The organism is Rhizobium sp. PRIMUS64 (assembly GCF_023006465.1).
Classification (GTDB): Bacteria; Pseudomonadota; Alphaproteobacteria; order Rhizobiales; family Rhizobiaceae; genus Rhizobium; species Rhizobium leguminosarum.
In genome coordinates, this window is the sequence record NZ_JALBGX010000078.1 from 16993 (window position 1) to 32359 (window position 15367).

17 protein-coding genes are annotated in these 15367 nt (G+C 61.6%); 10 read left to right on the plus strand and 7 right to left on the minus strand.

All coding sequences use genetic code 11. The features are described from left to right. The first annotated feature begins 100 nt into the window (after positions 1 to 100). The 4 genes from lnt (at position 101) to MOV76_RS25520 (ending at position 4401) form a co-directional block, all read left to right on the plus strand. A complete protein-coding gene (gene lnt, locus MOV76_RS25505) occupies positions 101 to 1705 on the plus strand; it encodes an apolipoprotein N-acyltransferase (RefSeq protein ID WP_047617294.1) in 1605 nt (534 codons plus the stop codon). Positions 1706 to 1857: 152 nt separating this feature from the next. Continuing rightward, positions 1858 to 2274, plus strand: a complete 417-nt coding sequence (locus MOV76_RS25510) for a helix-turn-helix domain-containing protein (protein WP_018244494.1) — start codon at positions 1858 to 1860, stop codon at positions 2272 to 2274. A gap of 178 nt (positions 2275 to 2452) precedes the next feature. Then, positions 2453 to 3691, plus strand: a complete 1239-nt coding sequence (gene metK, locus MOV76_RS25515) for a methionine adenosyltransferase (protein ID WP_018244493.1) — start codon at positions 2453 to 2455, stop codon at positions 3689 to 3691. A gap of 8 nt (positions 3692 to 3699) precedes the next feature. After that, entirely contained in the window at positions 3700 to 4401 is a 702-nt protein-coding gene (locus tag MOV76_RS25520; protein ID WP_028731683.1) for a tRNA (guanosine(46)-N(7))-methyltransferase TrmB, read from the plus strand. A gap of 129 nt (positions 4402 to 4530) precedes the next feature. Here MOV76_RS25520 and MOV76_RS25525 read toward each other — a convergent pair whose 3' ends face one another. Then, on the minus strand, positions 4531 to 5238 hold the full coding sequence (locus MOV76_RS25525; RefSeq protein WP_113541654.1) for a YafY family protein: 708 nt from the start codon (positions 5236 to 5238) through the stop codon (positions 4531 to 4533). Positions 5239 to 5327: 89 nt separating this feature from the next. On the opposite strand from MOV76_RS25525, the gene MOV76_RS25530 reads away from it, so the two are divergent. Next, on the plus strand, positions 5328 to 5726 hold the full coding sequence (locus MOV76_RS25530; RefSeq protein WP_018244490.1) for a VOC family protein: 399 nt from the start codon (positions 5328 to 5330) through the stop codon (positions 5724 to 5726). 278 nt (positions 5727 to 6004) lie between these two features. Here MOV76_RS25530 and MOV76_RS25535 read toward each other — a convergent pair whose 3' ends face one another. Further along, positions 6005 to 6262, minus strand: a complete 258-nt coding sequence (locus tag MOV76_RS25535) for a DUF1150 family protein (protein WP_003556039.1) — start codon at positions 6260 to 6262, stop codon at positions 6005 to 6007. 47 nt (positions 6263 to 6309) lie between these two features. Then, positions 6310 to 6735, minus strand: a complete 426-nt coding sequence (locus MOV76_RS25540; RefSeq protein WP_003583826.1) for an Hsp20 family protein — start codon at positions 6733 to 6735, stop codon at positions 6310 to 6312. A gap of 278 nt (positions 6736 to 7013) precedes the next feature. Between MOV76_RS25540 and MOV76_RS25545 the strand changes: the two genes are divergently transcribed. Then, positions 7014 to 7958, plus strand: coding sequence for a nucleoside hydrolase (locus MOV76_RS25545; protein ID WP_028731686.1), 945 nt, complete (start codon positions 7014 to 7016; stop codon positions 7956 to 7958). A 39-nt stretch (positions 7959 to 7997) separates the two neighbouring features. On the opposite strand, the gene grpE is transcribed toward MOV76_RS25545, so the two are convergent. Together grpE and hrcA are read right to left on the minus strand one after the other, a co-directional pair. Next, the gene (gene grpE, locus MOV76_RS25550) at positions 7998 to 8630 is read right to left on the minus strand and encodes a nucleotide exchange factor GrpE (protein WP_018244488.1); all 633 of its coding nucleotides are present in this window, start codon (positions 8628 to 8630) and stop codon (positions 7998 to 8000) included. Between the two features lie 111 nt (positions 8631 to 8741). After that, complete coding sequence (hrcA, locus tag MOV76_RS25555) at positions 8742 to 9830, minus strand: heat-inducible transcriptional repressor HrcA (RefSeq protein ID WP_018244487.1); 1089 nt, start codon at positions 9828 to 9830, stop codon at positions 8742 to 8744. 128 nt (positions 9831 to 9958) lie between these two features. Between hrcA and rph the strand changes: the two genes are divergently transcribed. Genes rph through hemW form a run of 4 tightly spaced genes read left to right on the plus strand, consistent with a single transcriptional unit; the run spans position 9959 to position 12957 of the window. Beyond that, positions 9959 to 10678, plus strand: coding sequence for a ribonuclease PH (gene rph / locus MOV76_RS25560; RefSeq protein ID WP_011650181.1), 720 nt, complete (start codon positions 9959 to 9961; stop codon positions 10676 to 10678). After that, positions 10675 to 11100 (plus strand): VOC family protein, encoded by a 426-nt coding sequence (locus MOV76_RS25565; protein WP_112905801.1) that lies wholly within the window; start codon positions 10675 to 10677, stop codon positions 11098 to 11100. The genes rph and MOV76_RS25565 overlap by 4 nt, the downstream gene beginning before the upstream one ends. Beyond that, positions 11101 to 11745, plus strand: coding sequence for an RdgB/HAM1 family non-canonical purine NTP pyrophosphatase (gene rdgB, locus MOV76_RS25570; RefSeq protein ID WP_247265559.1), 645 nt, complete (start codon positions 11101 to 11103; stop codon positions 11743 to 11745). It begins immediately after the preceding gene. Positions 11746 to 11754: 9 nt separating this feature from the next. After that, positions 11755 to 12957, plus strand: coding sequence for a radical SAM family heme chaperone HemW (gene hemW / locus MOV76_RS25575; RefSeq protein WP_018244484.1), 1203 nt, complete (start codon positions 11755 to 11757; stop codon positions 12955 to 12957). A 67-nt stretch (positions 12958 to 13024) separates the two neighbouring features. Here the strand turns inward: hemW and MOV76_RS25580 are convergent, their stop codons facing one another. Beyond that, the gene (locus tag MOV76_RS25580; protein ID WP_247265560.1) at positions 13025 to 14107 is read right to left on the minus strand and encodes a saccharopine dehydrogenase family protein; all 1083 of its coding nucleotides are present in this window, start codon (positions 14105 to 14107) and stop codon (positions 13025 to 13027) included. A gap of 137 nt (positions 14108 to 14244) precedes the next feature. Further along, a partial coding sequence (gene dnaA, locus MOV76_RS25585; protein WP_247265561.1) for a chromosomal replication initiator protein DnaA occupies positions 14245 to 15367 on the minus strand: 1123 nt, incomplete at its 5' end.

The window sequence follows — 15367 nt, forward strand, 5'->3', positions numbered from 1 at the left end:
GAACCGCTGCACACTTCCGTGCGACATGCATTAACAGGACAAAGAGCCGCTTTTTTGAAAGACTGCGAATGGGTTGATTCGCGGTTTGATGGGAGTGCGCATGGAGCGGCTTGCGGACAGGGTTATCCTCGTCTGGGGTTTCAAACGGTCGCTGCTGGCCATCGCTGCCGGGGCATTCGCGGTTCTGGCGCTGCCGCCCATCGGTTTTTTCGCGGCGATGTTCGTCTCCTTCACACTGCTCGTCTGGCTGATCGACGGGGCGGCGGCTTCGCCTGAAAGCGGCCTGATCGGCAGGCTATGGCCGGCATTCACCACCGGCTGGCTGTTCGGCTTCGGCTATTTTGTCGCCGGCCTCTGGTGGCTCGGCCATGCGCTGCTGGTCGATCAGGAAGAATTCGCCTGGGCGCTGCCGCTGGCAATCCTCGGGCTGCCGGCCTGTCTTGCAATCTTCTACGGGCTGGCGGCTGCCCTTGCCCGCATCTTCTGGTCAGATGGCATGGGGCGGATCGCCGCGCTTGCGGCAGGCTTCGGGCTAATGGAATGGCTTCGAAGCGTGATCCTCACCGGCTTTCCCTGGAATGCCATCGGCTACGGCATGATGCCGGTTCCGCTGATGATGCAGTCGGCACATGTGATCGGGGCGATGGGGGTGACGGCCCTTGCCGTCTTCGTCTTTTCCGCGCCTGCCCTTGCCGGGACACGGCAAGGGGCGCGGCCGGGCATCGCGCTTGCTGTCCTGCTGTTTGCCGCCCATCTCGGTTATGGCGCTTATGCTCTCCATCTCGCGCCGCGGCCGGACGCCTTGCCGGAGGACAAGCGGCCGGTGGTGCGGCTGGTGCAGCCGGCCATCGACCAGGCGGCGAAGATGGATAACGACGCCGACCGCGCCGCGATCTTCGAAACGCATCTGAAGCTATCAGCCGAAGCGCCGAAGAATGGCGGGCGCAAGCCCGATATCATCGTCTGGCCGGAAACATCGATCCCCTTCATCCTGACCGACAACCAGGATGCGCTGACGCGGATCGCCGATACGCTCGACGACAATCAGATCCTGATCGCCGGCGCCGTACGCGCCGAGGAAATGGGACCGGGCATCCCGGTGCGCTACTATAATTCCATTTACGTGATCGACGGCCGCGGCCAGATCATCGCCGCCTCCGACAAGGTGCATCTGGTGCCTTTCGGCGAATATCTGCCCTTCGAGGACGTGCTCACCGGTCTCGGAATCCAGAACGTCGTCGAAATGCCGGGAGGGTTTTCGGCCGCGGCAAGCCGGCACCTGCTGACGCTGCCCGGCGGGCTCAATCTCTATCCGCTGATCTGCTACGAGATCATTTTCCCCGATGAAATGACCGGCGACATAAAAGACGCCAACGCAATCCTCAATATCACCAATGATGCCTGGTTCGGCGCGACGCCCGGCCCCTACCAGCATTTCCAGCAGGCGCGGGTACGGGCCGTGGAAACCGGCCTGCCGCTGATTCGTGATGCCAATAGCGGCATTTCAGCGCTGGTGAATGCCCATGGGGAAATTATTGCAGGCCTCGATCTTGCGGAAACCGGCTTCATCGATGCAACGCTCGATAGTATCAGCGACGGGCGCGGAACAACATACCCCCGGCAAACTTACTTCTGGTTGACCGAGGCGCTGCTGATTCTGATTGCGCTAATTTCTCGCAGAGGTTTTATTTCCGGGTTGAATTGACCAAAAACCCCTAAAATTGCATAGTGATGACAATCGGCGTTCTTAACGTATGTTTGAAGGTGGGTTCCTCACCGCTTGCAACGTGGCGTTTTGGGATGGATCAGGGGCATGCCGGTTAGAAACAGGTTGAAATTCTTAGCTAGGGCACGACCATGATTGAAAACAAAAAGAAGCCGAATCCGATCGACATCCATGTTGGCAGCCGTATTCGCCTCCGTCGTACGATGCTGGGCATGAGCCAGGAAAAGCTTGGCGAAAGCCTTGGCATCACATTCCAGCAGATCCAGAAATACGAAAAGGGCACCAACCGCGTCGGCGCAAGCCGTCTGCAGAACATCTCGAACATCCTCAATGTTCCGGTGTCCTTTTTCTTCGAGGACGCGCCCGGCGAACATTCTGCCGGCGGCGGCATGGCCGAAGCCTCCAGTTCGAATTACGTCGTCGATTTCCTGTCTTCCTCGGAAGGCCTGCAGCTCAACCGCGCCTTCGTCAAAATTTCCGATCCCAAGGTTCGCCGCAAGGTCGTGGAGCTGGTGAAAGCCTTGGCAGCTGAAGCCGACGCCGACTGAACGACGACCATCGCAGAATTCGAAAGGCGGTCGAAAGGCCGCCTTTTTTGCGTTTTTGGGGCAAAATTTGTCACTTTGCCGCAGATATAAAGATATATTTATGTCCTTCTGCGCTTGTCATCGGCCCTCGAACTGAGTACCTACTAGCTGGCTTTTATTCTTTGAGGGGAATCCCGAAATGCGCGCGAATTATCTCTTTACCAGCGAATCTGTTGCCGAAGGTCATCCGGACAAAGTCTGTGACCGCATCTCCGACGAGATCGTCGATCTGGTCTACCGCGAAGCGGCCAAGACCGGCGTCAATCCATGGGGCGTGCGCATTGCCTGCGAAACGCTGGCGACGACCAACCGCGTCGTCATCGCCGGCGAAGTTCGCCTGCCGCCGAGCCTGATGAAGAAGGACAAGGACGGCAAGGACGTCATCAACCCGTCGAAGTTCAAGGCCGCCGCTCGCCGCGCCATCAAGGATATCGGCTACGAGCAGGATGGCTTCCACTGGAAGAAGGCCAAGATCGACGTGCTGCTGCACTCGCAGTCGGCCGACATCGCGCAGGGCGTCGACAGCGCTTCTGACCAGCAGGGCGACGAAGGCGCCGGCGACCAGGGCATCATGTTCGGTTATGCCTGCCGCGAAACGCCGGACCTGATGCCGGCCCCGATCTATTATTCCCACAAGATCCTGCAGCTGCTCGCGGTTGCCCGCAAGAAGGGCGACGGCGAAGTTGCCAAGCTCGGCCCCGATGCCAAGAGCCAGGTGACCGTGCGTTACGTCGACGGCAAGCCGTCGGAAGCAACCTCGATCGTGCTTTCGACCCAGCATCTCGACGAGAGCTGGGATTCGAACAAGGTCCGCGCCGTCGTCGAGCCCTATATCCGCGAAGCGCTCGGCGAACTGAAGATCGCTGACGATTGCAAGTGGTACATCAACCCGACCGGCAAGTTCGTCATCGGCGGACCGGACGGCGATGCGGGCCTCACCGGCCGCAAGATCATCGTCGACACCTACGGCGGTGCCGCTCCGCATGGCGGCGGTGCATTCTCCGGCAAGGACACGACGAAGGTCGACCGTTCGGCCGCCTATGCCGCCCGCTATCTTGCCAAGAACGTCGTCGCCGCCGGCCTTGCCGACCGTTGCACGATCCAGATCTCCTACGCGATCGGCGTCGCCCAGCCGCTGTCGATCTATGTCGACCTGCACGGCACCGGCAAGTTCACCGAGGATCAGATCGAGGCAGCGATCCGCAAGAACATGGACCTTTCGCCGACCGGCATCCGCCGCCATCTCGACCTCAACAAGCCGATCTATGCCAAGACCTCCGCTTACGGCCATTTCGGCCGCAAGGCCGGCCGCGACGGCTCGTTCTCCTGGGAGCGCACCGACCTCGTGAAGGCGCTCAAGGAAAGCGTGAAGGCCTGAGATAAAGCATGACGGATATGGAACGCCGCGGCCGGGCGACCGAAGCCTTCTTCGGTCGTCGCAAGGGCAAGGCTCTGCGCGAACAGCAGGCCGAGACGCTGAACAGTCTCCTGCCGGCATTCCTGATCGATCTCTCAGCGGCTCCCCCGGAGCCGCTGACATCCCTCTTCCCGGTTCCGGTGGAGAGATTGCGGCTGGAAATCGGTTTCGGCGGCGGCGAGCACCTGATCCACCGCGCGCTGGAGACGCCTTCGACCGGCTTCATCGGTGTCGAACCCTTCGTCAATTCCATGCAGAAGCTGTTGTCGCGCATCGGCGAGACGGGTGCCTCCAATATCCGCGTCTATAATGACGACGCGACGCAACTGCTCGATTGGCTGCCGGACGGCTCACTCGATCAGATCGACTTGCTCTATCCCGATCCCTGGCCGAAGCGGAAACACTGGAAACGGCGTTTCGTCTCGAAAACCAATCTCGACCGCTTTCATCGCGTGCTGAAGCCTGGCGGCCTGTTCTGCTTCGCCTCCGACATCGACACCTATGTCAACTGGACGCTGATCAAATGCCGCGACCATGGCGGTTTCGACTGGATAGCCAACAATGCAGCGGATTGGCTGACGCCCTATGAGGGCTGGCCGAGCACACGTTACGAGGCCAAGGCCAGGCGCGAGGGCCGGTCTTCGGCCTATCTGACATTCAGGAAGATCTGAGGCTGCCGACAAGTCGGCGAACGCGCCGGGATGTTCCTCGGCGCGAAAGATCGCATGAGGCGCAGGCCTGACGGATTTCCGGTATTGTGCGGCAAGTGCCATCAATGACCGCTAACGGCCCCGAAACGGTCACTGCGCCCCACGGGAATTCCGCATTTCGGCATCGCGCCACTGCTGCCATCGCTGCCTCAGCTTGCTCCGGGACATGCCTATGGATTCACCGAGAATCTCGACTTTGAGGATCCGTTCCGTGCGGAAATGACGGAAGGCTTGTTTCGATTGGCACCACGCGATCAAGAGGCTGTGCGTGTCGGCATAGCCGAGAAGCACAGGCCAGACGATGCGGCTGGTGATCGTCTCATCCGCCGCGCGATAGTCGAGCTCAAGCTTGCGGCCTTCCCTGATCGCCAACCTGAGCGGACGCGTATCGCATGTCACATCGCCGCCGACATCATCCGGTTTGATGCCGACGGCGGGTTGGGCAATATAGGGCAGAAGGTCCTGCGGCATGACCGATGTGATCTTGGCCATCACATCGCTGGCGGCATTCCGCATGGCCGCGTCATTCAACCTTGCCACCATTTGAACGCCGAGCACGACGGCCTCGATCTCGTCAGGCGTCAGCATGAGCGGCGGCATGTCATATCGCGGATCGAGGACGTAGCCGAACCCCGCTTCACCCTCGATTGGAACACGCTGGGCAATCAGGTGTGCGATATCGCGGTAGACGGTTCGCCGCGCGACCTCAAGTTCATCCGCAAGCTCAGACGAGGTCACCGGGCGGCTCGACCGTCGAAGAATCTGGATGATCTGAAAAAGTCGATCTGCTTTTCGCATGCCTGATGACTCCTGCTGCCACAACGCTGTCAGCACGGCTATGTCACAAAAGCAAGGAAAGAGACGGTCGCGCACCCAAGGAGAAGATCATGAAGTTCGCATCCACCCGCCTCATTGCCTCGGATATGACCGGCATGGTGGCCTTTTATGAGCTTGTGACGGGCTGTCGCGCCGACTGGCTTGCGCCCCTCTTCGCCGAGATCGTCACCCCCGGCGCGAGCCTCGCAATAGGCAGCGCGGAAACCGTGGCCTTGTTCAGCGAAGGCAGTGCGGAGCCCGGGGCCAACAGGACGGCCATTCTCGAGTTCATGGTATCGGACGTCGATGCGGAATTCGCACGGCTCAAGGACCAGGTCACGGTCGTGCACGCCCCCAAGGATTTGCCTTGGGGCAATCGGACAGTGCAGATTTCCGATCCCGAGGGGACACGCGTTGCCCTTTATACACCCGTAACCGACGCCGCGAGACAGCGTTTCGCCGGCCGTTGATTGACCGACGCTGTTTGCCGGAGCTTTTGTTTGAGTAACGTTCCGCGCGTCGACGACCGCAACCAGCACGACTCGTCGGCCGCCTCTGGCTCATAGTTGCCCTCGATAGGCCCGGTGACAGGTGCTACCGAATCCTGGAATTTTCAACGTCTTCGCACATAAGGCGTCGAAAGGAGGCTCCGCGCATAGGTCGCGACAAGCAGCCTGAACCGCAGCGAAATCGGATAAGCGGCCACGCACCGGACGAGCGCTGAAACGCGACGGACGCTAACTGACGGTCAGTGCAGGCTGACCGTCTTCAACTCGTCCTCGGCAGCTTTGAAGAAGGTGCTGGAGCGGTTGTCCGTCAAAAGGATCGGCGTGCCGTCGGCGCCGAAGAGTGCCCAGAGATCGACGGTCGGATCGATATCCGGCGCCTCGGGAAAGCACTTGGCGACCTCATCGGTCCGCATTTTTCTGATATAGGCGACCTCGCCGTTGCCGATATGGGCAAGCTCGGATTTGGTCAAGTGAGACGTGGCTTCTTTCATCAACATTCCTGTTCCTCCGGGAGAAGGGACCAACGGTTCGACAAACCGTTGTGCTACTGTGAGACCGAAATGTTAATTTTCTTGACCATTCTCGCAGGTTCCGGACGAATTAGATCGACGGAGAGCAGACCGTTCTTCAGGCCGGCGCCGAGCACCTGCATGCCGTCGGCAAGAACGAAGGTGCGCTGGAACTGGCGGGCGGCGATGCCGCGATAGAGATAATCCCGCTCGCCCTGTTCGACCTGGCGGCCGCGGATCAGAAGCTGGTTCTCCTCAATGGAGACATCGAGTTCCTCCTCGCTGAAGCCGGCCACGGCAAGGGTGATGCGCAAACGTTCCGGCGCGCCGCTGTCGGCGCCGATGCGTTCGATATTATAGGGCGGATATCCGTCGCTCGCCTTGGAAATGCGCTCCAGCGTCTTTTCCATGGCATCGAAGCCCAGAAGCAGGGGGCTGGCGAAAGGGGTAATGCGGCTCATCTCTTTTCAAGTCCTTGACGCAAGCGACCATCCCGGACCTCAAACGCAGCATCCGGATGCCGCTAATATGGGGAGAAGAGCCCGGCGCTGCAAGGCGTGGGCGCGACGTGTCGGCGCGCCCTCTCAATTTTGAGGTGGTGGCGGCCCGGCTCTTTCCTTGACAAAGCCTCCGCTGCCTCGCATCAAAACGTGCCCGCGCGGAATGTGCTGATTTGTGACGGGAAGTGAAGAAATCGGTGCATGCCGATAACACGCAGTGCGAGGATGGAACGATCGGAATGGCAAGCGCAAGAAAGATCATCATCGACACGGATCCCGGCCAGGACGACGCGGCCGCCATCATGCTTGCCTTCGGCAGTCCCGATGAGCTGGAGGTTTTGGGGATCACCACGGTCGCCGGCAACGTGCCGCTTTCGTTTACCAGCCGCAATGCGCGCATCGTCTGCGAGCTCTGCGGCCGGACGGAGACGATGGTTTTTGCCGGCGCCGATGCGCCGATCGCCCGCAAGCTGGTAACGGCCGAACATGTGCACGGCAAGACCGGCCTCGACGGTCCGGAACTCAGCGAGCCGACGATGGCGTTGCAGCCCGGCCATGCCGTCGACTTCATCATCGAGACGCTGCGCCGCGAGCCGGAGGGCACGGTAACGCTGTGCACGCTCGGGCCGCTCACCAATATCGGCATGGCCTTCCAGAAGGCGCCCGACATCGTCCCCCGCATCCGCGAGTTGGTGATGATGGGCGGCGGCTTCTTCGAGGGCGGCAACATCACGCCGGCGGCCGAATTCAACATCTATGTCGACCCCGAGGCCGCCGACATCGTCTTCCGCTCAGGCGTTCCGATCGTGATGATGCCGCTTGACGTGACGCATCAATTGCTGACCCGCAAGGACCGGGTGAAACGCATGGCCGAGATCGGCACGGCGCCGGCAAAGGCCATGGTCGAGATGCTGGAATTCTTTGAGCGCTTCGACATCGAGAAATACGGTTCCGACGGCGGGCCGCTACACGACCCGACCGTTGTCGCCTACCTGCTGAAGCCGGAGCTTTTCCAGGGCCGGGACTGCAATGTCGAGATCGAGGTCCAGTCCGAACTCACCATCGGCATGACGGTCGTCGACTGGTGGCATGTGACCGAGCGCAAGCGCAATGCCAGGGTCATGCGCCATGTCGATGCGGACGGCTTCTTCGATCTGCTGATCGAACGCTTCGCCCGCATCTGATCCTTTGGCCTCCCTCTCCCGAGGGAGAGGGAAATGATATCAGGCGTCCTTCTCGTCGAAGACAGAGTTGGTTTCGGCTTCGGCCGGCTTCGGGCCGCCCTTGGCGACGCCGACCATGGCCGGGCGCAGCACGCGCTCGCCGATGGTGAAGCCTGCCTGCACGACCTGGACGACCGTGTTGTTCGGCACGTCCGGGTTCGGCACCTCGAACATCGCCTGATGGAAATTCGGATCGAACTTCTGGCCAACCGGCTCCAGCTTGCGAACGCCATGGCGCTCGAGAGCCGACAGCATGGCGCGCTCGGTCATCTCGACACCCTCGATCAGCGTGCTCAGGCCGGCATCGGCCGCAGCCTTGGTCTCCGGAGAGATGGCATCAAGCGCGCGGCGCAGATTGTCCGAGACGGCGAGCATGTCGCGCGCGAAACCCGCGACGGAATAGGACTTGGCATCCTTCACCTCGCGCTCGGTGCGCCGGCGCAGATTGTCCATCTCGGCAGCAAGGCGCAGATAGCGGTCGCGTAGTTCGCCGTTTTCGGCTTTCAGAAGCTCGATCGGGTCCGGCTGGGCGGGCTCTTGCTGCGCAGTTTCGTTCTCGACGTAGGCGGCAGCGTCGGCTGCGGCATCGGCCGCAGTTGCGTCAGGTCCGTTTTTCGTCGTGTCATCGGTCATGACGGTCTCCGGTTGGTGTCTTCAGATGCGCCCGATATCGAGGTTTGACCGAAAAAAATCAAGTCTGCGTGACAAAGAAGCGAAAATTCCGCACACTTGATAGCTGCTTCGTCAAAGCTGATTGCGCGAAAGTCGGGAGACGAGTTGGGCTGTATAGTCCACCATTGGCACGATGCGGGAATAATTGAGCCGCGTCGGGCCAATGACGCCGACGGCGCCGACGATGCGATCATCATCATCACGATAGGGCGCGACGATCAGCGACGAGCCGGACAGCGAGAAGAGCTTGTTTTCCGAACCGATGAAGATGCGCACCCCCGAACCGCTTTCGGCGAGATTGAGAATCTCGATCAGGCTGTCCTTCTTCTCGAGATCGTCGAACAGCAGGCGCAGCCGGTCGAGATCCTCGGCGCCGGCCAGGCCCTCGAGCAGGTTGGCGCGGCCGCGGATGATCAGCTGAGCGGGCTTTCCCTCGTCCGGGCTGCCGGACCAGACAGCGATGCCGCGCTCGACGAGATCGCGCGACAGGGCATCGAGCTCGTGGCGGACATCGTCCTTCAGCCGGCTTAATTGCTTGCGAAGCTCCGGCAGGGTCTGACCGGACATGTGGGCATTGAGAAAATTCGCCGCCTCCGTCAGCTGCGAGGAGGTGACGCCCGCCGGCAGCTCGATGATGCGGTTTTCCACCTGATCGTGATCGCCGACGAGCACGGCCAGCGCCTTTGTCGGTTCGAGCCGGATGAACTCGACATGTTTCAGCACCGGATCGCTTTTCGAGGTGATGACAAGGCCGGCACCGCGCGAAATGCCGGATAGCATGCGGCTTGCCTCGTTCATCATCGATTCGACAGGGTTGCCGCCGCTTTCGGCCCGCACCTGCCGGTCGATGTTGGCGCGCTCCTCGGCGGAGAGGTCGCCGACCTGCATGAAGGCATCGACGAAGAAGCGCAGGCCGATCTGGGTCGGCAGCCGGCCGGCGCTGACATGCGGCGAATAGATCAGGCCGAGCTCTTCGAGATCGCTCATGACGTTGCGCACCGAGGCCGGCGACAGCGACATCGGCAGCAGCCGGGACAGGTTGCGCGAACCGAGCGGCTCGCCGCTTTCCAGATAACCTTCGACGATGCGACGAAAAATTTCCCTGGAGCGCTCGTCCAGCGCAGCTACGGCATCCGAAACCGACGTCGACCTGATGCCCATGAAGCTTTCGAACCCGCGCTGATGATACTTCCCGAAAAGTAAGTCAAACTCGCACCCGTGGCAAAAGGGAATTTGCAAATGAGCGCCGCCAATCGTAGAAGCGGTCAAATAAACTCCAGGAGATAAGAATGCGGCCTTCAGGCAGAAAAATCGACCAGATGCGCAAGGTCTCGTTCGAGCGCAATTTTTCCAAGCACGCGGAAGGCTCCTGCCTGGTGAAGTTCGGCGATACGCATGTGCTCTGCACGGCGAGCCTCGAAGAAAAGACGCCGCCATGGCTGCGCAATACCGGCAAGGGCTGGGTCACGGCCGAATACGGCATGCTGCCGCGGGCGACCGGCGAACGCATGAAGCGCGAGGCCGCCGCTGGCAAGCAGGGCGGCCGCACCCAGGAAATCCAACGGCTGATCGGCCGGTCACTGCGTGCCGTCGTCGACCTGCAGGCGCTCGGCGAACGGCAGATCACGCTCGATTGCGACGTCATCCAAGCCGATGGCGGCACGCGGACCGCTTCGATCACCGGCGGCTGGATCGCGCTTTACGACTGCCTGAAATGGATGGAAAGCCGCAACATGATCAAGGTCGACCGGGTCCTGAAGGATCACGTCGCCGCCATCTCCTGCGGCATCTTCGCCAGCCAGCCGGTGATCGATCTCGATTACCTCGAGGACTCCTCGGCCGAGACCGATGCGAACTTCGTCATGACGGGCACTGGTGGGATTGTCGAGATCCAGGGAACGGCCGAAGGCACGCCGTTCAGCGAAGGCGAATTCACCTCGCTGATGCAGCTTGCCAGAAACGGCATCGGCGAACTCGTGGCGCTGCAGAAGCAAGCCGTCGAAGGATGAACCCCATGCTGGAAGGCATGTTGGAAACGGCGCTCTATGCGCGGGATCTCGACCAGGCCGAGACGTTCTACGAAGACGTTCTCGGACTTGAAAAGATCGCCCGCGCCGCCAACCGGCATGTCTTCTTCCGCTGCGGGCCAGGCGTTCTCTTGATCTTCAACCCCGAGCAAACGGTGAAGCCGCCGGCGCCTGAAGCACTGCAGGTGCCGCCGCATGGCGCGACCGGCGAGGGCCATGCCTGTTTCCGGGTGTCCGGCCGCAATATCGATGCCATGGCCGAACGGCTGAAGGCGGCGGGTGTCGCGATCGAATCCGAGGTGCGCTGGCCGAACGGCGGCCGCTCGATCTATTTCCGCGATCCGGCCGGCAACAGCCTGGAATGCGCGGAGGCTAAAATCTGGGGCATCGAACAGGATATCTGAATGCGCAAGCTTGAAACGAAGACCATCGTCGTTGCCAGCCACAATGCCGGCAAGATCCGCGAGATCCAGGAATTGATCGGGCCGCTCGGCTTCACCGCCAAATCGGCCGCCGAGCTGAACTTCGTCGAACCGGATGAGACCGGCACGAGCTTCGAGGAGAATGCGACGATCAAGGCGGTCGCCTCGGCCAATGCCGCCGGCATGCCGGCGCTTTCGGACGATTCCGGGCTGGTGGTCGACGCACTCGGCGGCGATCCCGGTGTCTACACCGCCAATTGGGCGGAGAAGGCCGATGGCACGCGCGATTTCGACATGGCGATGGGCAAAGTGGAAAAGGCGCTGCAGGATGCGGGCGCGACAAAGCCGGAACAGCGCACGGCGCGTTTCATCAGCGTGCTCTGCCTCGCCTGGCCGGATGGGCACACGGAGCTGTTCCGCGGCGAGGTGGAAGGCAACGTCGTCTGGCCGCCGCGGGGCACCCAGGGCTTCGGCTACGATCCGGTGTTCCAGCCTGAGGGCTACGGCATCACCTTCGGCGAAATGAGCGGCGAAGAAAAACACGGCTGGAATGTCGGCAAGCCGCAAGCGCTGTCGCACCGGGCCCGCGCCTTCAAACTCTTTGTCGAAACCTGCCTGGAGGCATAAGGTCGGTCCGTGGTCAATCTCGACACGCCAAGCATCTCGCGCGACGCGGCCCTGCTGCCCGATACCGGCGAGCCGGGCTTCGGCGTCTATGTGCATTGGCCCTTCTGCGCGGCGAAGTGTCCCTATTGCGACTTCAACAGCCATGTGCGCCACCAGCCGGTGGATCAGGAGCGCTTTACATCAGCCTTCCTGACGGAGATGGCGACGGTCCGATCCATGAGCGGGCCGAAGACGGTGACGAGCATCTTCCTCGGCGGCGGCACCCCCTCGCTGATGAAGCCGGAAACGGTTTCGGCCATTCTCGACGGCATTGCACGGCACTGGCATGTGCCTGCCGGTATCGAGATCACCATGGAGGCCAACCCTTCGAGCGTCGAGGCCGAACGCTTCCGCGGCTATCGGGCGGCCGGCGTCAATCGCGTCTCGCTCGGCGTGCAGGCGCTGAATGACCGGGATCTGAAATTCCTCGGCCGGCTGCATGATGTCGCCGACGCGCTGAAGGCAATAAGGCTGGCCCGCGACATTTTTCCGCGCATGTCCTTCGACCTGATCTATGCCCGGCCCGACCAGACGGTCGAGGAATGGGAAAAGGAGCTGAAGGAGGCGATCTCCTACGCGGTCGACCATCTTTCGCTCTATCAGTTGACCATCGAGGAAGGCACGCCCTTCTACGGCCTGCACAAGGCCGGCAAGCTGATCGTACCGGACGGCGAGCAATCGGCGCTGCTCTACGAGGCGACGCAGGAGATCACCGCGCGCGAGGGCATGCCGGCCTATGAGGTTTCCAATCATGCCCGGCCGGGGGCTGAAAGCCGGCATAACCTGACCTACTGGCGCTACGGCGATTATGCCGGCATCGGTCCAGGCGCCCATGGCCGGTTGACGCGTGGCCCGGAGAAGCTCGCGACGGCGACCGAGCGCAAGCCGGAAACCTGGCTCGACATGGTCGAGCGTGACGGGCACGGCATTCTCGACGAGGAGCGGCTCGGCTTCGAGGAACAGTCCGACGAGCTGTTGCTGATGGGGCTGCGGCTCAGGGAAGGCGTCGATCTTGCCCGCTGGCAGCAGCTTTCGGGCCGCGACCTCGACCCGAAACGCGAGGAATTCCTGCTCGAACACAAATTCATCGAGCGGATCGGCAATTCACGGCTGCGTTGCACGCCGTCCGGCATGCTGATCCTCGATTCCGTCGTCGCCGATCTCGCCTGCTGACGTCAATACGACGAGCGGAATTGCAGCGCGGCGGCATCGATGTTGTCGCCGCGCCGAAAAGTGTGTCTCAGCGGTGGCTGGTCGCATCCGCCTTGAAGAGGCTGCCGGTCGGCGTTTTCAGGAACATCTCCAGCGGAATATGCTCCTGGTGCAGGAAGCCGGTTGCCGGCAGCAGGCCGTCGCGGACCATCTCGATGACGGCGACGACGGAAGCTGACGTCGTCCAGGCGATCGCCGTGCGGCGCGCCCCGGCAATCTCGATCGGGTAATAGGCGCGCACGAACTCCTTGCGGCGCAGGCTGCCATTCTCGGTGCCTTCGGCGGCGACATGGACATAGACGACATCGTCTTCAACAGGCGGCTTGGCATTGGTCAGGATCTCGCCGGCGAGCTTGCGCTTGTCGCGCATCAAAAGCTCGTGGAAGAAGAAGTTCATCAGCTCCATATGGCCGGGATAACGCATGGTCTTGTAATCGAGATTGTCGATCTTGCCGAGCATCGTATCGCACATGGTGCCAAGGCCACCCGACGTCGTAAAGGCTTCGAGCTTGACGCCGCCGACATAGACGGTCTCGTGCCATTCCATCGGCGAGACGAGCTTGCGCACACCGCCCTCGATGACCTCGCAGTCGTTCAGATATTCGTTGACGACGCCCTCGGGCGACCAGTTGAAGGCGTAGCCGAGCAGTCCGGTCGGATGCTGCGGCAGGGCGCCGACGCGCATGCGGATCGAACGGCAGCGATCGAAGCCGTCGGCCAGGCTTGCGCCGACGATGCCGACAAAACCCGGCGCCAGGCCGCATTGCGGCGCCATCAGGCCGCGGGCGGTCTTCGACAGCTCGATGATGAAATTGGTTGTGGGAACGTCTTCGGTCAGATCGAAATAGTGGATGCCGGCAAGATGGGCGGCGCGCGCCAGCTCGATGTTCAAATGATAGGGCAGGCAGGAGAGCACAGCCTCGACATTCGAGAGCAGTTCGCCGATCACTTGGGGATCGGAGATGTCGCCGGTGCGGCACTTGAAGGGGACGTCGCTCAGCGGCAATTGCGCGTCGACGCCGATGACCTCGAAGCCGCCTTCATGCAAAAGCGTCGCCGCCAGCCGTCCGACCTTGCCCAGGCCGAGAACGGCGATCTTTTCAAAACTCATTCATTCCTCCCACGCGCCGTTTTGGCGCTTCAGTCTTTGACATGCACGTAATGCGCGGGAGGTATAGAATAAAAAACTTATAAAGGAAAACGGCCGGAATCGCTTCCAGCCGTTGAATCCTTAAGAAAACCCGTCGATTATTCGTTGATCAAGCGCTTCAGAAGCTCGACTTCGTGCGAAAGTTTGGTGTCTCCCGAAATCAGCTCCTCGATCTTGCGCACGGCATGCAGCACGGTCGTGTGATCGCGCCCGCCGAAACGGCGGCCGATCTCCGGGAAGGAGCGCGGCGTCAGTGTCTTCGACAGATACATGGCGATCTGGCGCGGCTTGACGATGACGCGAGTGCGGCGGTTTGAGACCAGTTCCTGACGCGAGACGTTGTAGTGTCTTGCGACGATGCGCTGGATATCCTCGATGCGCACACGGCGAGGCTCGCCGGAGCCGACCAGATGGGCGAGCAGTTCGTCCACGCGTTCGATCGACAGGTTCGGCTCGAAGGAGCGGCGGAAGACCAGCTGGTTGAAGGCGCCTTCAAGTTCGCGGCCGCTGGCCGTGACGTTGCGAGCAACGTGCTGGAGCAGCTCGGCGGGAATTTCGAGCGACGGATCTTCGAGCCGGGCTACAGCAAGGCGACGCTTGAGGATTTCGAGACGCATCTCGTAATCCGGCGCGTCGAGTTCGATCGCGACACCGCCCTGCAGGCGCGAGCGAACGCGGGGATCGAGCGACTCCAGCTCCCAAGGCGCACGGTCGGCGGCAACGACGACCTGCTTGGCGCTGTCGAGCAGCATGTTCAGGAGGTGGCAGAATTCATGCTGGATCATCTTGCCCTGCAGGAACTGCATGTCGTCGATAATCAGGAGATCGATGTTGCGCAGCGAATCCTTCAGCGTCAGCGCATCATTGTCGCGGATCGCGGTGGCGAAGCGCCACATGAAATATTCGGCCGTCAGATAGACGACGCGCAGCGCCCGCGGGTTCTGCACCGCCGCATTGGCGACCGCCTGCAGCAGGTGGGTCTTGCCGAGGCCGACGGTCGAATGGATGAAGAGCGGGTTGAAGCGCACGGCGCCCTGACCGGCTTCCGCGATCGTCTTTGCCGCCGCAAGCGCGACCCGGTTCGAGCTGCCTTCGACGAAGGTGTCGAAGGTAAAGCGGCTATCGAGCGGCGAACCGAAGAGCGGCGAGCCAAAGCTTGCAGGCCTTGCGGCGGCAACAGCCGACACCGCCTGCTGGACGGCCTGACCGGCCGGCTGGGCG